This window comes from Nonomuraea sp. NPDC048826 (assembly GCF_043198225.1).
Classification (GTDB): Bacteria; Actinomycetota; Actinomycetes; order Streptosporangiales; family Streptosporangiaceae; genus Nonomuraea.
On the sequence record NZ_JBICUQ010000002.1, the window covers coordinates 638,906 to 656,939 of the forward strand.

20 protein-coding genes are annotated in these 18,034 nt (G+C 72.7%); 19 read left to right on the forward strand and 1 reads right to left on the reverse strand.

All coding sequences use genetic code 11. The features are described 5' to 3' along the window. Positions 1 to 18 precede the first annotated feature (18 nt). The 19 genes from ACGFI7_RS08610 to ACGFI7_RS08700 all read left to right on the forward strand — a co-directional run bounded on the left by ACGFI7_RS08610 (position 19) and on the right by ACGFI7_RS08700 (position 15,690). Positions 19 to 1,104, forward strand: a complete 1,086-nt coding sequence (locus ACGFI7_RS08610) for an aromatic acid exporter family protein (protein ID WP_393400934.1) — start codon at positions 19 to 21, stop codon at positions 1,102 to 1,104. 68 nt (positions 1,105 to 1,172) lie between these two features. Further along, positions 1,173 to 1,346, forward strand: coding sequence for a hypothetical protein (locus tag ACGFI7_RS08615; protein WP_393400937.1), 174 nt, complete (start codon positions 1,173 to 1,175; stop codon positions 1,344 to 1,346). An 80-nt stretch (positions 1,347 to 1,426) separates the two neighbouring features. Continuing rightward, positions 1,427 to 2,140, forward strand: a complete 714-nt coding sequence (locus ACGFI7_RS08620) for a PIG-L deacetylase family protein (RefSeq protein WP_393400940.1) — start codon at positions 1,427 to 1,429, stop codon at positions 2,138 to 2,140. Between the two features lie 10 nt (positions 2,141 to 2,150). After that, positions 2,151 to 2,852 carry a 4-carboxy-4-hydroxy-2-oxoadipate aldolase/oxaloacetate decarboxylase gene (locus ACGFI7_RS08625; protein ID WP_393400942.1) on the forward strand — a complete coding sequence of 234 codons (702 nt, stop codon included), beginning with the start codon at positions 2,151 to 2,153 and terminating at the stop codon, positions 2,850 to 2,852. Beyond that, on the forward strand, positions 2,849 to 3,631 hold the full coding sequence (locus ACGFI7_RS08630) for a DUF1932 domain-containing protein (protein ID WP_393400944.1): 783 nt from the start codon (positions 2,849 to 2,851) through the stop codon (positions 3,629 to 3,631). Before ACGFI7_RS08625 ends, ACGFI7_RS08630 begins: the two co-directional genes overlap by 4 nt. Further along, complete coding sequence (locus tag ACGFI7_RS08635; RefSeq protein ID WP_393400946.1) at positions 3,628 to 4,692, forward strand: 4-oxalomesaconate tautomerase; 1,065 nt, start codon at positions 3,628 to 3,630, stop codon at positions 4,690 to 4,692. Before ACGFI7_RS08630 ends, ACGFI7_RS08635 begins: the two co-directional genes overlap by 4 nt. Positions 4,693 to 4,727: 35 nt before the next feature. Continuing rightward, complete coding sequence (locus tag ACGFI7_RS08640) at positions 4,728 to 5,678, forward strand: VOC family protein (protein ID WP_393400949.1); 951 nt, start codon at positions 4,728 to 4,730, stop codon at positions 5,676 to 5,678. A 64-nt stretch (positions 5,679 to 5,742) separates the two neighbouring features. Further along, a complete protein-coding gene (locus tag ACGFI7_RS08645) occupies positions 5,743 to 6,411 on the forward strand; it encodes a GntR family transcriptional regulator (protein WP_393400952.1) in 669 nt (222 codons plus the stop codon). Between the two features lie 192 nt (positions 6,412 to 6,603). Next, positions 6,604 to 7,575, forward strand: a complete 972-nt coding sequence (locus tag ACGFI7_RS08650; RefSeq protein ID WP_393400954.1) for an ABC transporter substrate-binding protein — start codon at positions 6,604 to 6,606, stop codon at positions 7,573 to 7,575. Continuing rightward, a complete protein-coding gene (locus tag ACGFI7_RS08655) occupies positions 7,572 to 8,399 on the forward strand; it encodes an ABC transporter permease (RefSeq protein WP_393400957.1) in 828 nt (275 codons plus the stop codon). The genes ACGFI7_RS08650 and ACGFI7_RS08655 overlap by 4 nt, the downstream gene beginning before the upstream one ends. Positions 8,400 to 8,404: 5 nt before the next feature. Continuing rightward, the gene (locus tag ACGFI7_RS08660; protein WP_393401910.1) at positions 8,405 to 9,181 is read left to right on the forward strand and encodes an ABC transporter permease; all 777 of its coding nucleotides are present in this window, start codon (positions 8,405 to 8,407) and stop codon (positions 9,179 to 9,181) included. A 1-nt stretch (position 9,182) separates the two neighbouring features. Then, entirely contained in the window at positions 9,183 to 10,040 is an 858-nt protein-coding gene (locus ACGFI7_RS08665; RefSeq protein ID WP_393400960.1) for an ABC transporter ATP-binding protein, read from the forward strand. Between the two features lie 10 nt (positions 10,041 to 10,050). Continuing rightward, positions 10,051 to 10,572 carry an SseB family protein gene (locus tag ACGFI7_RS08670; protein WP_393400963.1) on the forward strand — a complete coding sequence of 174 codons (522 nt, stop codon included), beginning with the start codon at positions 10,051 to 10,053 and terminating at the stop codon, positions 10,570 to 10,572. A gap of 93 nt (positions 10,573 to 10,665) precedes the next feature. Further along, complete coding sequence (locus ACGFI7_RS08675) at positions 10,666 to 11,331, forward strand: prepilin peptidase (protein WP_393400966.1); 666 nt, start codon at positions 10,666 to 10,668, stop codon at positions 11,329 to 11,331. Between the two features lie 44 nt (positions 11,332 to 11,375). Further along, positions 11,376 to 12,557: a chorismate synthase gene (gene aroC / locus ACGFI7_RS08680; RefSeq protein WP_393400969.1), complete on the forward strand. Its 1,182-nt coding sequence runs from the start codon at positions 11,376 to 11,378 to the stop codon at positions 12,555 to 12,557. Then, positions 12,554 to 13,054 carry a shikimate kinase gene (locus ACGFI7_RS08685; RefSeq protein ID WP_393400972.1) on the forward strand — a complete coding sequence of 167 codons (501 nt, stop codon included), beginning with the start codon at positions 12,554 to 12,556 and terminating at the stop codon, positions 13,052 to 13,054. The genes aroC and ACGFI7_RS08685 overlap by 4 nt, the downstream gene beginning before the upstream one ends. After that, complete coding sequence (gene aroB, locus ACGFI7_RS08690) at positions 13,051 to 14,127, forward strand: 3-dehydroquinate synthase (RefSeq protein ID WP_393400974.1); 1,077 nt, start codon at positions 13,051 to 13,053, stop codon at positions 14,125 to 14,127. Before ACGFI7_RS08685 ends, aroB begins: the two co-directional genes overlap by 4 nt. 104 nt (positions 14,128 to 14,231) lie before the next feature. Further along, positions 14,232 to 14,990 carry an SGNH/GDSL hydrolase family protein gene (locus tag ACGFI7_RS08695; protein ID WP_393400977.1) on the forward strand — a complete coding sequence of 253 codons (759 nt, stop codon included), beginning with the start codon at positions 14,232 to 14,234 and terminating at the stop codon, positions 14,988 to 14,990. A gap of 214 nt (positions 14,991 to 15,204) precedes the next feature. Beyond that, complete coding sequence (locus ACGFI7_RS08700; protein WP_393400981.1) at positions 15,205 to 15,690, forward strand: nucleotidyltransferase domain-containing protein; 486 nt, start codon at positions 15,205 to 15,207, stop codon at positions 15,688 to 15,690. A 177-nt stretch (positions 15,691 to 15,867) separates the two neighbouring features. Here ACGFI7_RS08700 and ACGFI7_RS08705 read toward each other — a convergent pair whose 3' ends face one another. Further along, on the reverse strand, positions 15,868 to 17,856 hold the full coding sequence (locus ACGFI7_RS08705) for an ATP-dependent DNA helicase (RefSeq protein ID WP_393400984.1): 1,989 nt from the start codon (positions 17,854 to 17,856) through the stop codon (positions 15,868 to 15,870). Positions 17,857 to 18,034: the final 178 nt, after the last annotated feature.

Below are 18,034 nucleotides of genomic sequence, written 5' to 3' on the forward strand. Positions count from 1 at the left end.
TCACTATGATCGGCGACGATGACAACGGTGGGAACGAAGCTCGGCGATCACATGCGGGAACGGTGGGGGACGTTCGGGCTGCTCGCTCCCTCCATCGCCCAGAGCGCCGCCGGAGCGGGCCTGGCGTGGCTCATCGCCACGCAGCTGCTCGGCCACGTGCGGCCGTTCTTCGCGCCCATCGCGGTCCTCATCAGCGTCGGCATCGGGCTCGGCCAGCGATTGCGCCGGGTGGCCGAGCTGGTGATCGGCGTCAGCCTCGGGGTCGGCCTGGGCGACCTCCTAGTGGCCTGGATCGGCTCCGGCGCCTGGCAGATCACGCTCGTGGTGATGCTGGCCATGGTGACCGCGGTGCTGCTCGACAGCGGGGCGGTGTTCGTGTCGCAGGTCGCCTCCTCGGCCGTGCTGGTCGCGGCCGTGCTGCCCGGCGACGACATGGGCGGCCTGGACCGGATGCTGGACGCGCTCGTCGGCGGCGGGGTGGGCCTGGCCGCGGTCGCGCTGATGCCGGCCAGCCCGCTCACCATCGCGGCCAAGCACGCCTCCGGGGTGCTCGACGCGCTGTCCACCGCGCTGGAGCAGGCGGCCGAGGCGATCGACAAACGCGACGCCGACCTGGCCGCCGAGGCGCTGGAGGAGGCGCGCGGCACCCAGTCGGCGGTGGAGGAGTTCGAGCAGGCGCTGGAGACCAGCAAGGAGATCATCATGATCTCGCCGATGCACTGGCACCGGCGCTCCATGCTGGCCCGGTACGAGGTCGCGGCCGAACCGGTGGACCACGCGCTGAGGAACGTCCGGGTGCTGGCCCGGCGCACGCTCGCCGCGCTCGGCGAGCCGCAGCCGCCCCCGGCGTCGCTGGCCGAGTCGATGCGCGAGGTGTCGGAGGCGGCGCTGCTGCTCCAGCTGGAGCTGGGCGCGGGGCGCGAGCCCATCCTGGCCCGGCAGGCACTGCTGGCGGTGGCCACCCGGCAGCGGCCGGACGACGGCGTCGGCTTCTCCTCGGCGGTGATCGTGGCGCAGCTCCGGTCCATCGTCGTCGACCTGCTGAGCGCCACCGGGGCCGGCGAGGAGCAGGCCGAGAAGGCGCTGCCGCCGGTCGACGGCTGACGCCCCCGGTTTCCCCGTTCCTGGCGGGGTAGGGCGCCCTGCACGACCCTCACCAGGAAGGACACGTCATGAGCACACCCGACGAGAACGCCCCGAAGACCGACACCGAGCCGCTGCTGGAGGCGGCGGAGGACGACGCGGAGCCGGTCGAGGAGCCGGGCAAGGAGCCCAGGACCCAGGGCGGGCAGGCGATGCGGGAGGCGATGAAGGAGGCGGGCAAGAACCTCGACGACCTGACCTGAGCCTTGTGTCACCGAGGTCGGCGGCGATATTGTCAACAATATCGTCGCTGATTGAGGAGACTTGACATATGCAAGGGTCGTTGTTGGTCATCACCGCCCACCCAGGCGACTTCGTGTGGCGGGCCGCCGGCGCCGTCGCGCTGGCCACCCAGGCCGGCAACCGGGCGGTGATCGCCTGCCTCAGTTTCGGCGAGCGCGGCGAGTCCGCGAGGCTGTGGCGGCAGGGCCACACCCTGGAGGAGGTCAAGGCGGTCCGGCGCGAGGAGGGCGAGAAGGCCGCCGCGGTGCTGGGCGCCGAGGCGATCTTCTACGACGCGGGCGACTACCCGCTGACCGAGACGCCTGAGCTGATCCAGTCGCTGGTCGACCTCTACCGGAGCGTGCAGCCCTCGGTGGTGCTGACCCACGCGCCGAGCGACCCGTACAACATCGACCATCCGGTCGCCGGTGAGATCGCCCGCAAGGCGCGCATCCTCGCCCAGGCGCCCGGCGTGCCGGGCGACGGCGAGGTGATCGGCGCACCGCCGGTCTTCTGCTTCGAGCCGCACCAGCCGGAGGTGTGCGACTTCCGCCCCGACGTGCTGCTGGACATCACGCCGGTGTGGGAGCGGAAGGTGGCCGCGATGCGGATCCTCGGCGCCCAGGGCCACCTGGTGGAGTACTACACCGACCTGGGACGCCGGCGCGGGGTCCAGGCCAAGCGCAACAGCGGCCCGAACCTGGGGCTGCCCGTCGACGCCTACGCCGAGGCCTACCAGCGGGTCTACCCGCAGGTCACCTCCGAGCTGGCCTAGGGGGACCCGCATGGCAGGGCACTACGTCGTACGCAACGTGACGCGCGCCGCCCCCGAGGTCGTCGCGGGCCTGCGCGAGGCCGGGGTCGCCACCGCGCACGAGGCCGCGGGCCGGATCGGGCTCGCGGACCCGGCGATCCGCCCCCGGCAGGACGGCGCCGCCATCGCCGGCTCCGCGGTGACGGTGTCGAGTCACCCGGGCGACAACCTCATGATCCACGCCGCGGTGGAGATGTGCCAGGAGGGCGACATCCTCGTGGTGACCACCACGTCCCCGTCGACCGACGGCATGTTCGGCGACCTGCTCGCCACCTCGCTGCGCGCCCGCGGCGTCGCCGGGCTGGTCACCGACGCCGGCGTGCGCGACATCGCCACCTTGCGCGCGATGGGGTTCCCCGTCTGGGCGCGGGCCGTCTCCGCGCAAGGCACCGTCAAGGCCAGTCCCGGCTCGGTCAACGTCCCGGTCGTCTGCGGCGGCCAGGTCGTCCGAGCCGGCGACGTGATCATCGCCGACGACGACGGGGTGATGTGCGTGCCCAGGGCCACCGCCCCCGACGTGCTGGCCGCCTCGCGCGCCAGGGTCGCCGGCGAGGCGGACAAACGGGCCAAGCTGGAGTCCGGCGTGCTCGGCGTCGACATGTACGGGCTGCGCGACCTGCTGGACCGGCTCGGCGTCCGCTACGTCGACGAACTGCCGGAGGACGGCGCGTGAAGCCGCACGTCGCCCTGCTCGGGCTGGGGGAGGCGGGCTACGCGTTCGCGGCCGGCCTGAGCGCGCGCGCCCGGGTGACCGGCTTCGACCCGGCGTGGCAGGACCGGCCGGTCGATTTCACCGTCACCGGCGGCGCCGCGGCGGCCGTGGCCGGGGCCCAGGTCGTCATCGCGCTGACGGCGGCGGCCGACGCGCCCGGCGCGCTGCGGTCCGCGCTCGGCCACACCGCCGACGGCGCGATCTACCTCGACCTGTCCACCGGCAGCCCGGAGCTCAAGCGGGAGCTGGCGGCGCAGGCGGCGGCGCACGGGCTGACCTTCGCCGAAGGCGTCCTGATGGCGCCGGTGCTCCGGCTGCTGGAGAAGACCCCGGTCCTGGCCGCCGGGCCGGGCGCCGGGCCGGCCGCCGCCCTGCTGACCGCGGCCGGCATGGACATCACCCCGCTCGGCGCCGAGGTCGGCGAGGCCGCCGCGCGCAAGCTGCTGCGCAGCATCGTCGTCAAGGGCCTGACCGCGCTGATGGTCGAGTCGCTGCGGGTCGCCGAGGCGCAGGGCCTCGGCGCGTGGTGCCACGAGCACCTCGTGGAGACCCTGACCGAGCTCGACGGCGACGTGCTCCGCCGGCTCCTCGACGGCACCGAGCGGCACAGCGTCCGCCGCGTGGCCGAGATGGAGGCCGCCGCCGAGATGGCCGTCGCGGCCGGCGAGTCCGGGGCCATGGCCCGCGCCACCGCCGAGGTGCTGAAGTCGGTCCCCGCCCGGGGGGTGCCCCGGCCGTGACCCCCGAAGAAGACGGCATCCGCTGCATGCTCATGCGCGGCGGCACGTCCAAAGGCGCCTACTTCCTGGCCGAGGACCTGCCCGCCGACCCGGCCGAGCGCGACGACCTGCTGCTGCGGGTGATGGGCTCGCCCGACGCGCGGCAGATCGACGGCGTCGGCGGCGCCCACCCCCTGACGAGCAAGGTCGCGGTCATCCACCCGCCGGACGGTCCGGACGCCGCGGTCGGCTACCTGTTCCTGCAGGTCCAGGTCGGCGAGGCGCTCGTGACGACGCGGCAGAACTGCGGCAACATCCTGGCCGGCGTGGCCCCGTTCGCCATCGAGCGCGGGCTGTGCGCGGTGGGCGGCGACACCACCGAGGTGCGCGTCCGCATGCTCAACAGCGGCGGCGCCGCCACGGCCGTCGTCGACACCCGCGGCGGCCGGGTCCGCTACGACGGCGCCACGGTCATCTCCGGCGTGCCGTTCCCGGCGGCCCCGGTGACGCTCTACTTCTCCGGCACCGAGGGATCGACCTGCGGCAGCCTGCTGCCCACCGGCTCGGCCCGCGACGAGATCGCCGGTGTCGAGGTCACCTGCGTCGACAACGGCATGCCGGTGGTGATCTTAGAGGCCGCCTCGCTCGGGGTCACCGGCTACGAGTCCCCGGCCGAGCTGGAGGCCGACGCCGGGCTGAAGGCCAAGGTCGAGGAGATCCGCCTGCGCGCGGGCGAGCTCATGGGCATGGGCGACATGCGGGAGACCACCGTGCCCAAGATGACCCTGGTGGCCCCGCCACGCGAGGGCGGCGTCATCTCCACCCGGACGTTCATCCCGCACCGCGTGCACACCTCGATCGGGGTGCTCGGCGCGGTCACCGTCGCCACCGCCGTGCTGATCGACGGCTCGGTCGCCGCGGCGTCCGCAGCGCTCCCAACTGGGGATACGCTGCGCATCGAGCACCCGACCGGCTATTTCGACACCTCCGTCGAGATGGCGGGCGGGCGCGTCCGGCGCTCCGGCGTCGTACGCACCGCGCGCAAGCTCTTCGACGGCCGGGTCTGGCCGCGCCCGGCCTGACCCCACCCCCACCCGCACCGACCAGGAGGACCCCCATGCCCCCAGCAGGTTTCCACGACATCGCCCACCTCGGTTCCGTCGAGCTGTTCAGCCCCGTCCCCGAGGAGACCCGGGACTTCTTCGTCGACCTCATGGCGATGAAGGAGGTGCACCGGCAGGGCGACTCCATCTACGTGCACGCGTGGGACGACTACGAGAGCTACACGGTGAAGATCACCGGCCGCGACCAGGCCGGCATCGGCCGCACCTACCTGCGCGCCGCGAGCCCCGAGGCGCTCCAGCGCCGGGTCGAGGCCGTCGAGGCCGCCGGGCTGGGCGCCGGGTGGAGCAAGACGGAGTACGGGCACGGGCCCGTCTACCTGTTCACCGACCCGGACGGCCACGAGATGGGCTTCTACTACGAGACCGAGTGGTACGAGGCGGGCGAGGAGGACCGGCCGTCCCTGAAGAACCAGGCCTCCGCTTTTCCCGGCCGGGGCGCGAACGTGCGCCGCCTCGACCACGTCAACTACCTCGCCTCCGACGTGCCCGCCGCCCGCGACTTCATGACCGGCACGCTCGGGGCGCGGCCCACCGAGCAGATCGTGCTGGACGACGGCACCCCGGCCGCCATGTGGTTCTCGGTGTGCAACAAGTCCTACGACCTCGTCTTCACCTCCGACTGGCTGGGCGCGCGCGGCCGCCTGCACCACGTGGCGTTCGCCACCGACACCCGGGAGGACATCCTGCGGGCGGCCGACGTCTTCCTGGAGGCCGGCATCCACATCGAGACCGGCCCGCACAAGCACGCCATCCAGCAGACGTTCTTCCTCTACGTCTGGGAGCCCGGCGGCAACCGCATCGAGCTGTGCAACGCGGGCGCGAGGCTCGTCCTGGCCCCCGACTGGAAGCTGATCACCTGGACCCAGGCCGAGCGCGCCAAGGGCCAGGCGTGGGGCCTGAAGACCATCGAGTCCTTCCACACCCACGGCACCCCGGTGCTCTGAGATCGTCATCTAGAATGTCCACAATTCATTCGCCTCACCGTACGGACCAGCCGGGAGGAGAAGCATGGGCGCGGGGGACCCGCAGGAGATCGCGGCCAGGATCCGCCGCTCGGTGCTCGACGGTCAGTTCGCTCCCGGACAACGGCTGATCGAGGCCGAGCTGTGCGAACTGTACGAAGCGAGCCGCTCGACCGTGCGCCAGGCGCTGCGCGAGCTGGCCAGCGACGGGCTGGTCGAGGTCCAGCGCAACAAGGGCGCCCGGGTCCGCACGGTGACCACCGCGGAGGCGGTCGAGATCACCGAGGTCCGGATGATGATCGAAGGTCTGATGGCCGCCAAGGCCGCCGAGCGGGTGACCCCCGAGCAGGCGGACCGGCTGCTGGAGATCAAGCGGTCCATGCGGGAGAAGGTGGCGGCGCACGACCCGCTCGCCTACTCCAACCTCAACGCCTCGCTGCATGCGCTCGTCCAGGAGATCGCCGGTCAGCGCACCGCCCGCGACATCCTGCTGCGGCTCCAGGGCCAGCTGGTGCGCCACCAGTTCCGGCTGGCGCTCCAGCCCGGCCGCTCGGAGGTGTCGCTCGGCCAGCACGAGCGGATCGTCGACGCGATCGTGGCCCGCGACCCGGTGGCGGCCGAGGCCGCGATGCGCGCGCACCTGAGCGACGTGATCACCCAGATCTCCCACGCGCAGACGCCCGACCTGGGTGCTTCCGCCCTGGTCGGTTCCTGACTCATCCGTCACGGCCCGCGCGCGGTGATCGCGCACGGGCCGCTTCGCGCTGCGCCCCGAATGGGTCACCATGATGAGTCCTTTTTGCAGTACAAAATCGTTGACAATCTCGTACATGATTTATAGCGTCATCGGCACATACGAGGCTGACGTCACCCTCCACCCCCCGACGGACGTCATGGAGAAACAACCTTGATCAAAATCCGCGCGGCCCTCATCGCCGCCTCCGTACTCATGCTCGCGGCCTGCGGCGGAGGGACGGCCGGAGCCCCCGAAGCGTCCGGCGCGCCGTCCTCGGCGGCGTCCACCACCGTGAAGGTCAGCGTCATCCCGATCGTCGACGTGGCGCCCGTCTACCTCGGCGAGCAGCAGGGCTTCTTCGCCGAGGAAGGCCTCAAGCTGGAGATCGTCTCCGCCCAGGGCGGCGCCGCCATCGTGCCCGCCGTCGTCGCCGGGCAGGTGGACTTCGGCTTCAGCAACTTCACGTCTCTGCTGGTGGCACGTTCCAAGAACCTGCCGCTGAAGGTCGTGGCGCCCGGCGCCGGCTCGACCGGCAAGAAGGGCGAGGACTTCGGCGGCGTCGTCGTCAAGGCGGACAGCCCCGTCAAGACCGCCGCCGACCTGGCCGGCAAGAAGGTCGCGGTCAACACGCTCAACAACATCAACGACACCACCGTGCGCGCCTCCATCCGGGCCGCCGGCGGCGACGCCAAGAACGTCAGCTTCGTCGAGCTGGCCTTCCCGGACATGCTCGCCGCCCTCGACAACGGCAACGTCGACGCCGTCCAGGTCGTCGAGCCGTTCCTGGCGACCGCGCTGAAGAAGGGCGACCGGCTGGTCGCCTCCAACTACGTCGACACCGCCCCCGAGCTGACCATCGCGGGCTACTTCACCTCGCAGCAGACCCTCGACGCCAAGCCGGACGTGGTGAAGAAGTTCACCGCGGCCATGCAGAAGTCGCTCAAGTACGCCACCGACAACCCCGACGCCGTGCGCCAGGTGCTGCTCAAGTACACCAAGATCGACCAGGCGCTGACCGGCGAGCTCACGCTGCCGACCTTCCCCTCGGAGATCAACACCGCCTCCCTGCAGACCCTCGCCGACCTCGCGGTCCAGGACGGTCTCCTGCAGGCCGCCCCCGACCTCAAGGAGCTGCTGCCGTGACGGCGGCGGTGACGGCGGACGCACCGGAACGGGGACAGGGCGAGCGCCGTCACCGCCCGCTTCCCGCATGGGCGCTGGGCCTGATCGGGCTGGCCGGGCTCGTCGCCGCGGCGGAGGCCGTGCCGCGGGCCGGGCTGGTGGACGAACGCTACCTGCCGCCGTTCAGCGCCATGATGACCGCCCTGGCCGAGCAGGCCGCGACCGCCGAGTTCTGGCAGGCCCTGCTGGAGACGCTGCGCGGCTGGGCCATCGGCCTGTCCATCGCGGTCGTCGCCGGCGTGGTCCTGGGCATCGTCATCGGCAGCCTGCCGCTGGTGCGGGAGGCGACCAGCTCCACCATCGAGTTCCTGCGGCCGATCCCTTCGGTGGCGCTGATCCCGCTGGCCGTGCTGCTGTTCGGCACCGACATGCGGTCCACCCTCCTGCTGGTGGTCTACGCGAGCTTCTGGCAGGTGCTCATCCAGGTCCTGTACGGGGTGCGGGACGTCGACCCGGTCGCCCGCGAGACCGCCCGCTCCTACCGCTTCCGCGCCCTCACCCAGGTGCGCACGGTGACCTGGCCGACCGCCCTGCCCTACGTGATGACCGGGCTGCGCCTCGGCGCGGCCGTGGCGCTGATCCTGGAGATCACCGGAGAGCTCATCATCGGCTCGCCGGGCCTGGGCAAGCAGATCGCGGTGGCCCAGACCTCCAACGCCATCGCCGCCATGTACGCCCTGGTCATCGTGGTCGGCCTGATCGGCGTCGTGGTCAACCTCGTCGCCCGGGCCGGCGAGCGCCGGGCGCTGCGCTGGCACCCCTCGATCCGGACGGAGGCGTCGTGACCCTGATGCGCGCGGGCCGCAAGGCCCTCCTGCTGCTGGCCCTGCCCGCGGTCCTGATCGGGATCTGGTGGACGGCCACGGCCGGCAGCACCAACTTCTTCTGGCCCCCGCTCAGCGACATCCTGGGCACGTTCCGCGAGACCTGGTTCACCGGCCGGTTCACCGCCGACGTGCTGCCCAGCCTGGCCCGGCTCGGCGCCGGCTACCTGGCGGCGGTGGCGCTCGGCGTGAGCCTGGGCGTGGCGATCGGCTCGTCGCGGACCGTGCGCGCCCTCGTCGAGCCGGCGCTGGAGTTCTTCAGGGCGATCCCGCCGCCGGTGCTGGTGCCGATCCTCATGCAGTTCGCCGGCATCGGCAACGAGATGAAGGTCCTGGTCATCATCTCCGGCTGCGTCTGGCCGGTGCTGCTGAACACCGTCGAAGGCGTGCGCGCGGTCGACGAGGTGCTGCGCGACACCGCCCGCTGCTACCGGATGCGCTCCCGCTCGCGGCTGATCCACCTGGTGCTGCGCGGCGCGAGCCCGCAGATCTTCGCCGGGGCGCGGCAGGCGCTGTCCATCGGCGTCATCCTCATGGTCATCAGCGAGATGTTCGCCGCCAGCAACGGCGTCGGCTTCACCATCATCCAGTTCCAGCGCAGCTTCGCGATCCCGCAGATGTGGACCGGGATCATCGTGCTCGGGCTCGTCGGCATCGCCCTTTCCATGATCCTCCGGGCCGTGGAGTCCCGGGCACTGAGCTGGTACACAGGTCTGCGCGCGGCGCAGCGATCAGAAGGCTGACATGACCACGACACCCACCGGCGCCGAGACGCGCCCCGAGAACACCACGGCCCTCCTGGACGTGCGCCACCTCAGGAAGGTCTACGAGACCAAGGGACGCACCGTCGAGGCGGTCCGCGACCTGACCTTCGCCGTCGAGCCCGGCGAACTCGTCTGCATCGTCGGCCCCTCGGGCGCCGGCAAGACCACGCTGCTCAAATGCGTGGCCGGCCTGCTCGACGCCACCTCCGGCGAGGTGGTGCTGGAAGGCCGCCGCGTCACCGGCCCGCCGCCCGGCATGGCCGTGGTCTTCCAGGAGTACGGGCGCAGCCTGTTCCCCTGGATGACCGTGTGGCAGAACGTCGAGCTGCCGCTGAAGGAGAAGAAGGTCGCCCGCGCCGAGCGGCGGCGGCTGGTGACCGAGGCGCTGGAGGCCGTCGGCCTGGCCGACGTCCACCACGCCCACCCCTGGCAGCTGTCCGGAGGCATGCAGCAGCGGGTGGCCATCGCCCGCGCCGTCGCCTACGAGCCGCACATCCTGCTCATGGACGAGCCGTTCGCCGCCGTCGACGCGCAGACCAGGGCCGACCTGGAGGACCTGGTCCGCTCGCTCTGGCAGCGCTTCGGCGTCACCGTGCTGTTCGTCACGCACGACATCGACGAGTCGGTCTACCTCGGCCAGCGCGTCATCGTGCTGTCCGGCTCGCCCACCGTGGTCCTCGAAGAGGTCGTCATCGACCTGCCCGGCGAGCGCGACCAGCTCACCACCCGCTCCGCGCCCCGCTTCGCCGAGCTCCGCGCCCACGTCTACGAGCTCATCCAGCGGGCCAAGCGCGGCCACGGCACCGCTGAGGACCAGGGCGGGCAGGCCGCCGGATAAGGTCGGGGGCATGCTGACCATTCCCGACCCGCTCGACCCGGCCGACGACGGCGGCGTGTCGTCCGAGGTGGGCGCCGCGCTGGCCGCCTACCAGGCCGGCACGGCGGGGCCCGAGCGGGTGCTCACCGCGCTCGGCGGGAGCCGGCTGCTGGTGCCGGTCGTCGCCCTGCTGACCTCCTCCGAGATGGGGGCGCACGGCGTGCGGCAGGAGAAGGAGAGCGAGATGGCGCTCCCCAAGCTGGTCGGCAAGGACGGGCGCGAGGCCGTGCCCGCCTTCACCGGCACCGAGCCGCTGCGGCTGTGGCGGCCCGACGCCCGGCCCATCCAGGCCGGCCTGCTCCAGGTGTGCCGGGCCGCGGCCGGCGAGGGCGTCGCCGCGGTGGTGATCGACGTCGCCGGGCCGGTCCCGTTCGTGATCGAGGGCGAGGTGCTGCGGGCCCTGGCCGCGGTCGAGTCCGGCTCCTTCGACGGCCTCACCGTGGCCCGGGTCGAGCCGGTCAAGAAGCGCGGCTGGTTCTCCCGCGGGCGCTAGAGGCTGTGTCCCGGTTCCGCCAGGCTGAGGCGTCGTGGCGCCGGTCCGGGCATTCCCGGGCGGGCGCCGCCGTCCCGCACTAGAGTGCGGCGCGTGCTCCAACACCCGGCGGCGCAGGTCCTCCCACCGGTGGCGCTCGTGCTGCTGGGGTTGCTGGCCGGGTGCTACGTGCGGACACTCGCCGGCGCGTTCGAGCCGGACCCCGCCGACCCGCGCGCCGAAGGCCGGGCGGCGCTGCGGGCGTTGGCCCGCACCCGGCCGGTGCCCGCCTGGCCGCCCGGCCACGAAGTGATCACCGCCGTCGTGCTGGCGCTCGTGGTGTGGCGGGCCGGCTGGCCCTACGCCTACGCGGCGGTCGCCGGGACCGCACTGGCCGTCGTCGACCGGCGCACCACCCGGCTGCCCGACGTGCTCACGCTGCCCTCGTACCCGATCCTCGCGGCCACCCTGCTGCCCACCGGCGAGCTGCCCAGGGCGCTGCTCGGCGGGCTCGCGCTCGCCGCCTGCTACGGGCTGCTCTGGCTGATCAGACCGGCCGACCTCGGGCTCGGCGACGTCAAACTGGCCGGGCTGATCGGCATGGCGTGCGCCGCCGTGAGCTGGCAGGCATGGGTCGTCGCCGCCGTCGGCGGCCAGCTGCTCGGCGCGCTCTACGCGGTCCTGCTGCTGACCACCCGGCGGGCCGGCCGGCGCACCGAGTTCCCGTTCGGCCCTTTCATGCTGCTCGGCGCGCTCGCCGCCCTCTGTCTCGGCTGGTGAACGCGCGGACTCCGCACCCGGCCGCGCATGGAAGACTTGGACCCATGTTGCGTTGGTTGACCGCCGGAGAGTCCCACGGCCCTGAGCTCGTCGCCATCCTGGAGGGCCTGCCCGCAGGCGTCGAGGTGACCACGGCCGCCATCGACGAGGCCCTGCGCCGCCGCCGTCTCGGCTACGGCCGCGGCGCCCGGATGAAGTTCGAGCAGGACGAGGTGACGATCGTCGGCGGCGTCCGCCACGGCCGCACCATCGGCAGCCCGGTCGCCATCCGCATCGGCAACACCGAGTGGCCCAAGTGGGAGAAGGTCATGGCGGCCGACCCGGTCGACCCGGCCGAGCTGGAGGGCCTGGCCCGCAACGCCCCGCGCTCCCGGCCCCGCCCCGGCCACGCCGACCTGGCCGGCATGCAGAAGTACGGCTTCGACGACGCCCGCCCCGTGCTCGACCGGGCCAGCGCCCGCGAGACCGCCGCCCGCGTCGCGCTCGGCGAGGTCGCCAGGCGCTTCCTCAAGCAGGCGCTCGGCGTCGACATCCTCAGCCACGTCACCTCCATCGGCGGCGTCGAGAGCCCCGGCCGCGCCCTCCCCGGCCCCGGCGAGCTGGCCCGCATCGACGCCGACCCGGTCCGCTGCGCCGACCCCGACGGCAGCGCCGCCATCGTCGAGCGCATCGACCGCGCCCACAAGGACGGCGACACCCTCGGCGGCGTCGTCGAGGTGCTCGCCTACCACCTGCCGCCCGGTCTCGGCAGCTACACCCACTGGGACCGCCGCCTCGACTCCCGCCTCGCCGCCGCCCTCATGGGCATCCAGGCGATCAAGGGCGTGGCGGTCGGCGACGGCTTCGAGACCGCCCGCAGGCCGGGCTCCGAGGCCCACGACGAGATCGAATACACCACCGACGACGGCGTGCGGCGCATCACCAACCGCGCCGGCGGCGTCGAGGGCGGCATGACCAACGGCGAGATCCTGCGCGTCAGCGCCGCCATGAAGCCCATCTCCACCGTCCCGAGGGCGCTGGCCACCATCGACGTCAAGACCGGCGAGGCGGCCAAGGCCCACCACGAGCGCTCCGACGTGTGCGCCGTGCCCGCCGCCGGCATCGTCGCCGAGGCGATGGTCGCGCTGGTGCTGGCCGACGCGGCGGTGGAGAAGTTCGGCGGCGACTCCGTCGAGGAAGTCGCCCGCAACCTGTCCGGCTACCTCTCATCCATGGTGATCAAATGATCAAGGCCGTGCTGATCGGCCCGCCCGGGTCCGGCAAGTCCACCGTCGGCCGCCTGCTCGCCGAGCGCCTCGGTGTCGCCTTCCGCGACACCGACGCCGACGTGGAGGCCGTCGCGGGCAAGCCCGTCAGCGACATCTTCATCGAGGACGGCGAGGAGCGCTTCCGCGAGCTTGAGCTGGCGGCCGTGCGCCGGGCCCTGGCCGAGCACGACGGCGTGCTGTCCCTCGGCGGCGGCGCCGTGCTGCGCGAGGAGACCCAGACCCTGCTCGGCGGCCAGCCGGTCGTCTACCTGGAGGTCGGGCTCGCCGACGCCGTCCAGCGCGTCGGCCTCGGCTCCGCCAGGCCGCTGCTCGTGCTCAACCCGCGCAGCCGGCTGAAGAAGCTCATGGACGAGCGCCGCCCCATCTACGAACGGCTGGCGGTGCTCACCGTGACCACCGACAAGCGCGACCCGGCCGAGCTCGCCGGCGAGATCGCGGAAGGGCTGGGCCGATGAGCGACGCCACACGCATCACCGTGAGAGGCGACAGCCCGTACGAGGTCGTCGTCGGCACCGGCGTCCACGGCGAGCTGCCCGGCCTGCTCCGGCCCGGCGTCTCCACCGTCGCCGTGATCCACCCCGAGGGCCTGCCGGAGCTGGCCCGCCCCGTCACCGCCGCGCTGTCCGGAGCCGGCCTCGACGTGGTGGCGCTGCCCGTCCCCGACGGCGAGGCGTGCAAGACCGCCGAGGTGGCCGCCGGGCTCTGGTCGGCGTTCGGCCGCCACGGCATGACCCGGTCCGACGCGGTCGTCGGCGTCGGCGGCGGCGCCACCACCGACCTCGCCGGGTTCGCCGCCGCCACCTGGCTGCGCGGCGTCCAGGTCGTGCTCGTGCCCACGACCCTGCTCGCCATGGTCGACGCCGCCGTCGGCGGCAAGAACGGCATCGACACGCCCGAGGGCAAGAACCTCGTCGGCACCTTCCTCCCGCCGGCCGGGGTGCTGTGCGAGCTGTCGGTGCTCGACGGCATGCCCCGCGCCGACTACGTGGCCGGCCTCGCCGAGATCATCAAGGGCGGGTTCATCGCCGACCCCGTCATCCTCGACCTCATCGAGGCCGACCCGGCCGCCGCCGCCCGCCCCGACGGCCCGCACACCCGCGAGCTGATCGAGCGCAAGATCCGCGTCAAGGCCGACGTCGTCGGCGCCGACCTGCGCGAGTCCGGCCTGCGTGAGATCCTCAACTACGGCCACACGCTCGCCCACGCCATCGAGCGCGCCGAGCACTACCGGATGCGCCACGGCGAGGCCGTCGCCGTCGGCATGATGTACGCGGCCGAGCTGTCCCGGCTCGACGGCCGCGCCGACCTCGTGCGACGCACCCGCGCCATCCTCACCTCGGTCGGCCTGCCGACCACCTACCACGCCGACGCCTGGCCCCGGCTGCGCGACCACATGCGCCTGGACAAGAAGAACCGCGGGGCCAAACAGCGCTTCGTCGTCCTCGACGAGCTGGCCGTCCCCGCCCGGCTGGAAGGCCCGCCCGAGGAGCTCCTGGAGAGGGCGTACGAAGTCATCGCCAGGTCATGAAACAGACGCCCGCCGGGATGGCGGCGGGCGCGGACGCGGCCGGCCCACTACAGTCGTGGGGCCCACGCCGCAGTACGAGAAAACGCGGAGATGAACAGCAGGTCATGAGGCACTACGGCTCCTTCGTCGCCCTCGGTGACAGCTTCACCGAAGGCCTGAACGACCCCGGCAGCAACGGCCACTTCCGCGGCTGGGCCGATCGCGTCGCCGAACGGCTCGCCCTGGACGACCCGTCCTTCCGCTACGCCAACCTGGCGGTGCGCGGCAAGCTGCTCGACCAGATCGTCGCCGACCAGGTCCCGCTCGCGGTCGAGATGTCCCCCGACCTGGTCAGCCTCTGCGCCGGCGGCAACGACCTCCTGCGCCCCGGCAGCGACCCGGACGTGATGGCCAAGACGCTCTCCGGCGCCGTCCGCGCCCTGCGCGCCACCGGCGCCGACGTGCTGCTGTTCACCGGCGTCGACCCGCGCGACACGCCGCTGATGCGCCGCCTGCGCGGCCGGTTCGCCGTCTACTACCTGCACATCCGCTCGATCGCCGACCTCTACGGGTGCCGTCTCGTCGACCAGTGGTCCATGCAGGGGCTGCGCGACTGGCGGGCGTGGAGCGACGACCGGCTCCACATGAACGCCGACGGCCACCGGCTGGTGGCGGCGCGCGTCCTCGACGTGCTCGGCGTGCCGTTCGACGACTGGCACAAGGTGTGGCCGGAGCGCGCGGTCGACCCGCGGGCGCGGCGCCGCGAGGACGCCCAGTGGATGCGCGAGTACCTGGTGCCCTGGGTCTCCCGCCGCCTCCGAGGCGTCTCCTCCGGCGACGGGGTCACTCCCAAGCGCCCGGAACTCACCCACTGGACGATGTGATCAGCGCCGGCGTCCCTGCCGGCGTCCCGGGCTGGAGGTCGGTGGTCGCGGGCTTTTGGGATTGAGGAGGGCTTCCGAGGGGCTAAGGTCAACATCTTCAAAGCCTCTAAGGTCAAGTTCTTCAAAGCCTTTGGGGAAACCCCTCGGGCTGGGCGCCGTGATGCGTGCCGGAGGCCCGCTGCGCTCGCCGTAGTTCCGGGGTGCGGGAGGGCTCTTGAACGCTGATGAAGTTCTCGCGGTCCACGGCGGCCTCGCCGCCGAGGGCGTCCCGGTCTGGATCGACGGGGGGTGGTGTGTCGACGCGCTGCTCGGCAGGCAGACTCGTGAGCACGCCGACCTCGACCTCGCCGTCGGGCGGGAGCACGCGGAGCGTCTCGACGACGTGCTGGCCCGGCTCGGCTATCGGCCGCTGTCCCGGCAGGACACGACCGACTGGAACTATGTCGTGGCCGGCAGCGGCGGCACGGTCGACGTCCACGTGTTCGCGTTCGACGACCAGGGCGCCCACACGTACGGGATCGCGTATCCCAGGGACTCCTTGACGGGGACGGGCGTCATCGCCGGGCAGGAGGTGCGGTGCATCGCTGCTGAACACATGTTCAGGTTCAAGACGGCCTACCCGCCCCAGGCCAAGGATCTCCAGGACGTCCACGCCCTCGGCGAACGCTACGGGTTCACGATCCCACCCACCCACACCTGAGGACGGCGGGAACCCCGCGCGTCTCCCCGGAACCCCAGCAGGGTTGCCCGGAACTACGGCGAGCGCAGCGGGCCTCCGGCACGCGTCACGGCGCCCGGCCCGAGGGGGTTCCCGAAAAGGTTGTAGGCCTGTGAAGTTGGGTTCTCTGCGAGCTCCACCACGGAAGCGCCATCACACTCAATCCCCCGAGAGGCGGCGCAGGGCGGCACGCGGCACACCCGGGTCGGTGGTGCGCCAGAACGGTGGGAGGGAGCCCAGCAGGAAGCCGCTGTAGCGCGCCGTGGCCAGCCTCGGGTCGAGCACCGCGATGACCCCCTTGTCGTCCTGGGAGCGCAGCAGCCGCCCCGTGCCCTGGGCGAGCAGCAGCGCCGCGTGCGTGGCCGCGACCGTCATGAAGCCGTTGCCGCCCTTGGCCGCGACGTGCCGCTGGCGGGCCGAGGTGAGCGGGTCGTCGGGTCGGGGGAACGGCACCCGGTCGATGATGACCAGGCGCAGCGACGGCCCCGGCACGTCGACGCCCTGCCACAGCGACAGCGTGCCGAACAGGCAGGTCGGCTCGTCCTCGGCGAACTGCTTGACGAGCAGCATCGTCGAGTCGTCGCCCTGGCAGAGCAGCGGCACGTCGAGGCGGTCGCGCAGCGCCTCGGTGGCGGCCTTGGCGGCGCGCATCGAGGAGAACAGGCCGAGCGTGCGCCCGCCCGCCGCCTCGATCAGCTCGGCGATCTCGTCGAGGTAGGCCTGGGGCAGGCCGTCGCGGCCCGGCTGGGGCAGGTGCTTGGCGACGTACAGGATGCCGGCGCGGGGGTGGTCGAACGGGGAGCCGACGTCGATGCCCTGCCAGTCCTTGTCGCCGAGCCCCCACTGGCGGGCCATGCCGTCGAAGCTGCCGCCGAGCGCCAGCGTGGCGGAGGTGAGCACGACGGTGCGGTCGCCGAAGAGCCTGTCGCGGAGCATGCCGCCGACGTTGAGCGGGGCGACGCGCAGCGCGGGCGGACGGCGGTCGGTGGCGCCGTCGAGCCACACCACCTCGGCGCGGTCGGTTTCGGAGGCGTGGCCGTAGGCCTCCAGCATCCGCACGGCCGTGTCGTGCACCTCGTCGAGCGCGGTGAACGCGGCCTTGCGCTGGCCCGCCTTGTCGGGGTCGTCCTTGTCGGCGCCGCGCGGCCCGAGCGCGGTCAGGCAGCGGGCGGCGCTGTCGCGGACCAGCGCGAGCGTCAGCCCGAGCACCTCGGGCAACTCGTCGACCCGGCCGGGCGGGGCGGCGGACAGCAGCGCCTTGAGGTCCTCGCTCGCCTCCATCAGCTGGTCGGCGATCGGCTGGTCGATCAGCCTGCCGACCCGGCGCACCGCCAGCGCGACGGAGGTCTCCGACAGCTCGCCGGTGACCACCGAGGTGACCCGGTCGACCAGCTCGTGGGCCTCGTCGACGACGACGAGCTCGTGCTCGGGCAGCACCGGGAGCTCGCCCATGGCGTCGATGGCGAGCAGCGCGTGGTTGGTGACGACCACGTCGACCTCGCCCGCGCGGGCCCTGGCCAGCTCGGCGAAGCACTCGGCGCCGCTGGGGCACCGGCCGGCGCCCAGGCACTCCTGGGCGCTGACCGAGAACTGCCGCCAGGCCTGCTCGCTGACCCCGGGCACCAGCTCGTCGCGGTCGCCGGTCTCGGTCTCCTCGGCCCACTCCTGGATGCGCTGCACCATCCGGCCGGTGGCACTCACGTCGAGGGCGTCGAACAGCTGGTCCTGCTCGTCGTCCTCGGGCCAGGCGGCGGTCAGCTTGTAGCGGCACAGGTAGTTGCGGCGGCCCTTGAGTATGGCGAACGTCGGCTCGTGCGGCAGCTCCTTGGCGAGCGCCTCGGCCAGCCGGGGCAGGTCGCGGTCGACGAGCTGGCGCTGCAGCGCGATCGTGGCGGTGGAGATCACCACGGGCTTGTCGGTGTCCATCGCGTGGCGGACCGACGGCACCAGGTAGGCCAGCGACTTGCCGGTGCCGGTGCCGGCCTGGACGGCCAGGTGGTCGCCGTCGTCGATGGCTTGCTGCACCGCCTTGACCATCGTGATCTGGCCCTGCCGCTCGCTCCCTCCGAGAGCTTGGACAGCGACGCTGAGCAGGGAGTCGACGGGCGGAAGATGGGAGTCCGGCACGGCAGTCAACGGTACCCGCATTCCGGGGCCCGCCGTGCCGGACGCCGGGTGTTCGGCCATGCGCATCCGGGCATTCGCGGACCTCTCCGCCGTGTCCCGTGGCACACTGGCGGTGGAACTCCAACTGGGGACCAAGGGAACGATGGGGTTCCGGGTGGGGATGGGAAGTCCGGTTTAGTAGGGTTTTCCGGGGTTGAGT

What these genes read in the sequence shown, in the direction of transcription:
- ACGFI7_RS08610 (WP_393400934.1), top strand. Translation starts at nt 19, where the DNA reads ATGACAACGGTGGGAACGAAGCTCGGCGATCACATGCGGGAACGGTGG.
- ACGFI7_RS08615 (WP_393400937.1), top strand. Translation starts at nt 1,173, where the DNA reads ATGAGCACACCCGACGAGAACGCCCCGAAGACCGACACCGAGCCGCTG.
- ACGFI7_RS08625 (WP_393400942.1), top strand. Translation starts at nt 2,151, where the DNA reads ATGGCAGGGCACTACGTCGTACGCAACGTGACGCGCGCCGCCCCCGAG.
- ACGFI7_RS08640 (WP_393400949.1), top strand. Translation starts at nt 4,728, where the DNA reads ATGCCCCCAGCAGGTTTCCACGACATCGCCCACCTCGGTTCCGTCGAG.
- ACGFI7_RS08645 (WP_393400952.1), top strand. Translation starts at nt 5,743, where the DNA reads ATGGGCGCGGGGGACCCGCAGGAGATCGCGGCCAGGATCCGCCGCTCG.
- ACGFI7_RS08660 (WP_393401910.1), top strand. Translation starts at nt 8,405, where the DNA reads ATGCGCGCGGGCCGCAAGGCCCTCCTGCTGCTGGCCCTGCCCGCGGTC.
- ACGFI7_RS08665 (WP_393400960.1), top strand. Translation starts at nt 9,183, where the DNA reads ATGACCACGACACCCACCGGCGCCGAGACGCGCCCCGAGAACACCACG.
- ACGFI7_RS08670 (WP_393400963.1), top strand. Translation starts at nt 10,051, where the DNA reads ATGCTGACCATTCCCGACCCGCTCGACCCGGCCGACGACGGCGGCGTG.
- aroC (WP_393400969.1), top strand. Translation starts at nt 11,376, where the DNA reads ATGTTGCGTTGGTTGACCGCCGGAGAGTCCCACGGCCCTGAGCTCGTC.
- ACGFI7_RS08685 (WP_393400972.1), top strand. Translation starts at nt 12,554, where the DNA reads ATGATCAAGGCCGTGCTGATCGGCCCGCCCGGGTCCGGCAAGTCCACC.
- aroB (WP_393400974.1), top strand. Translation starts at nt 13,051, where the DNA reads ATGAGCGACGCCACACGCATCACCGTGAGAGGCGACAGCCCGTACGAG.
- ACGFI7_RS08695 (WP_393400977.1), top strand. Translation starts at nt 14,232, where the DNA reads ATGAGGCACTACGGCTCCTTCGTCGCCCTCGGTGACAGCTTCACCGAA.
- ACGFI7_RS08705 (WP_393400984.1), bottom strand. Translation starts at nt 17,856, where the DNA reads ATGCGGGTACCGTTGACTGCCGTGCCGGACTCCCATCTTCCGCCCGTC.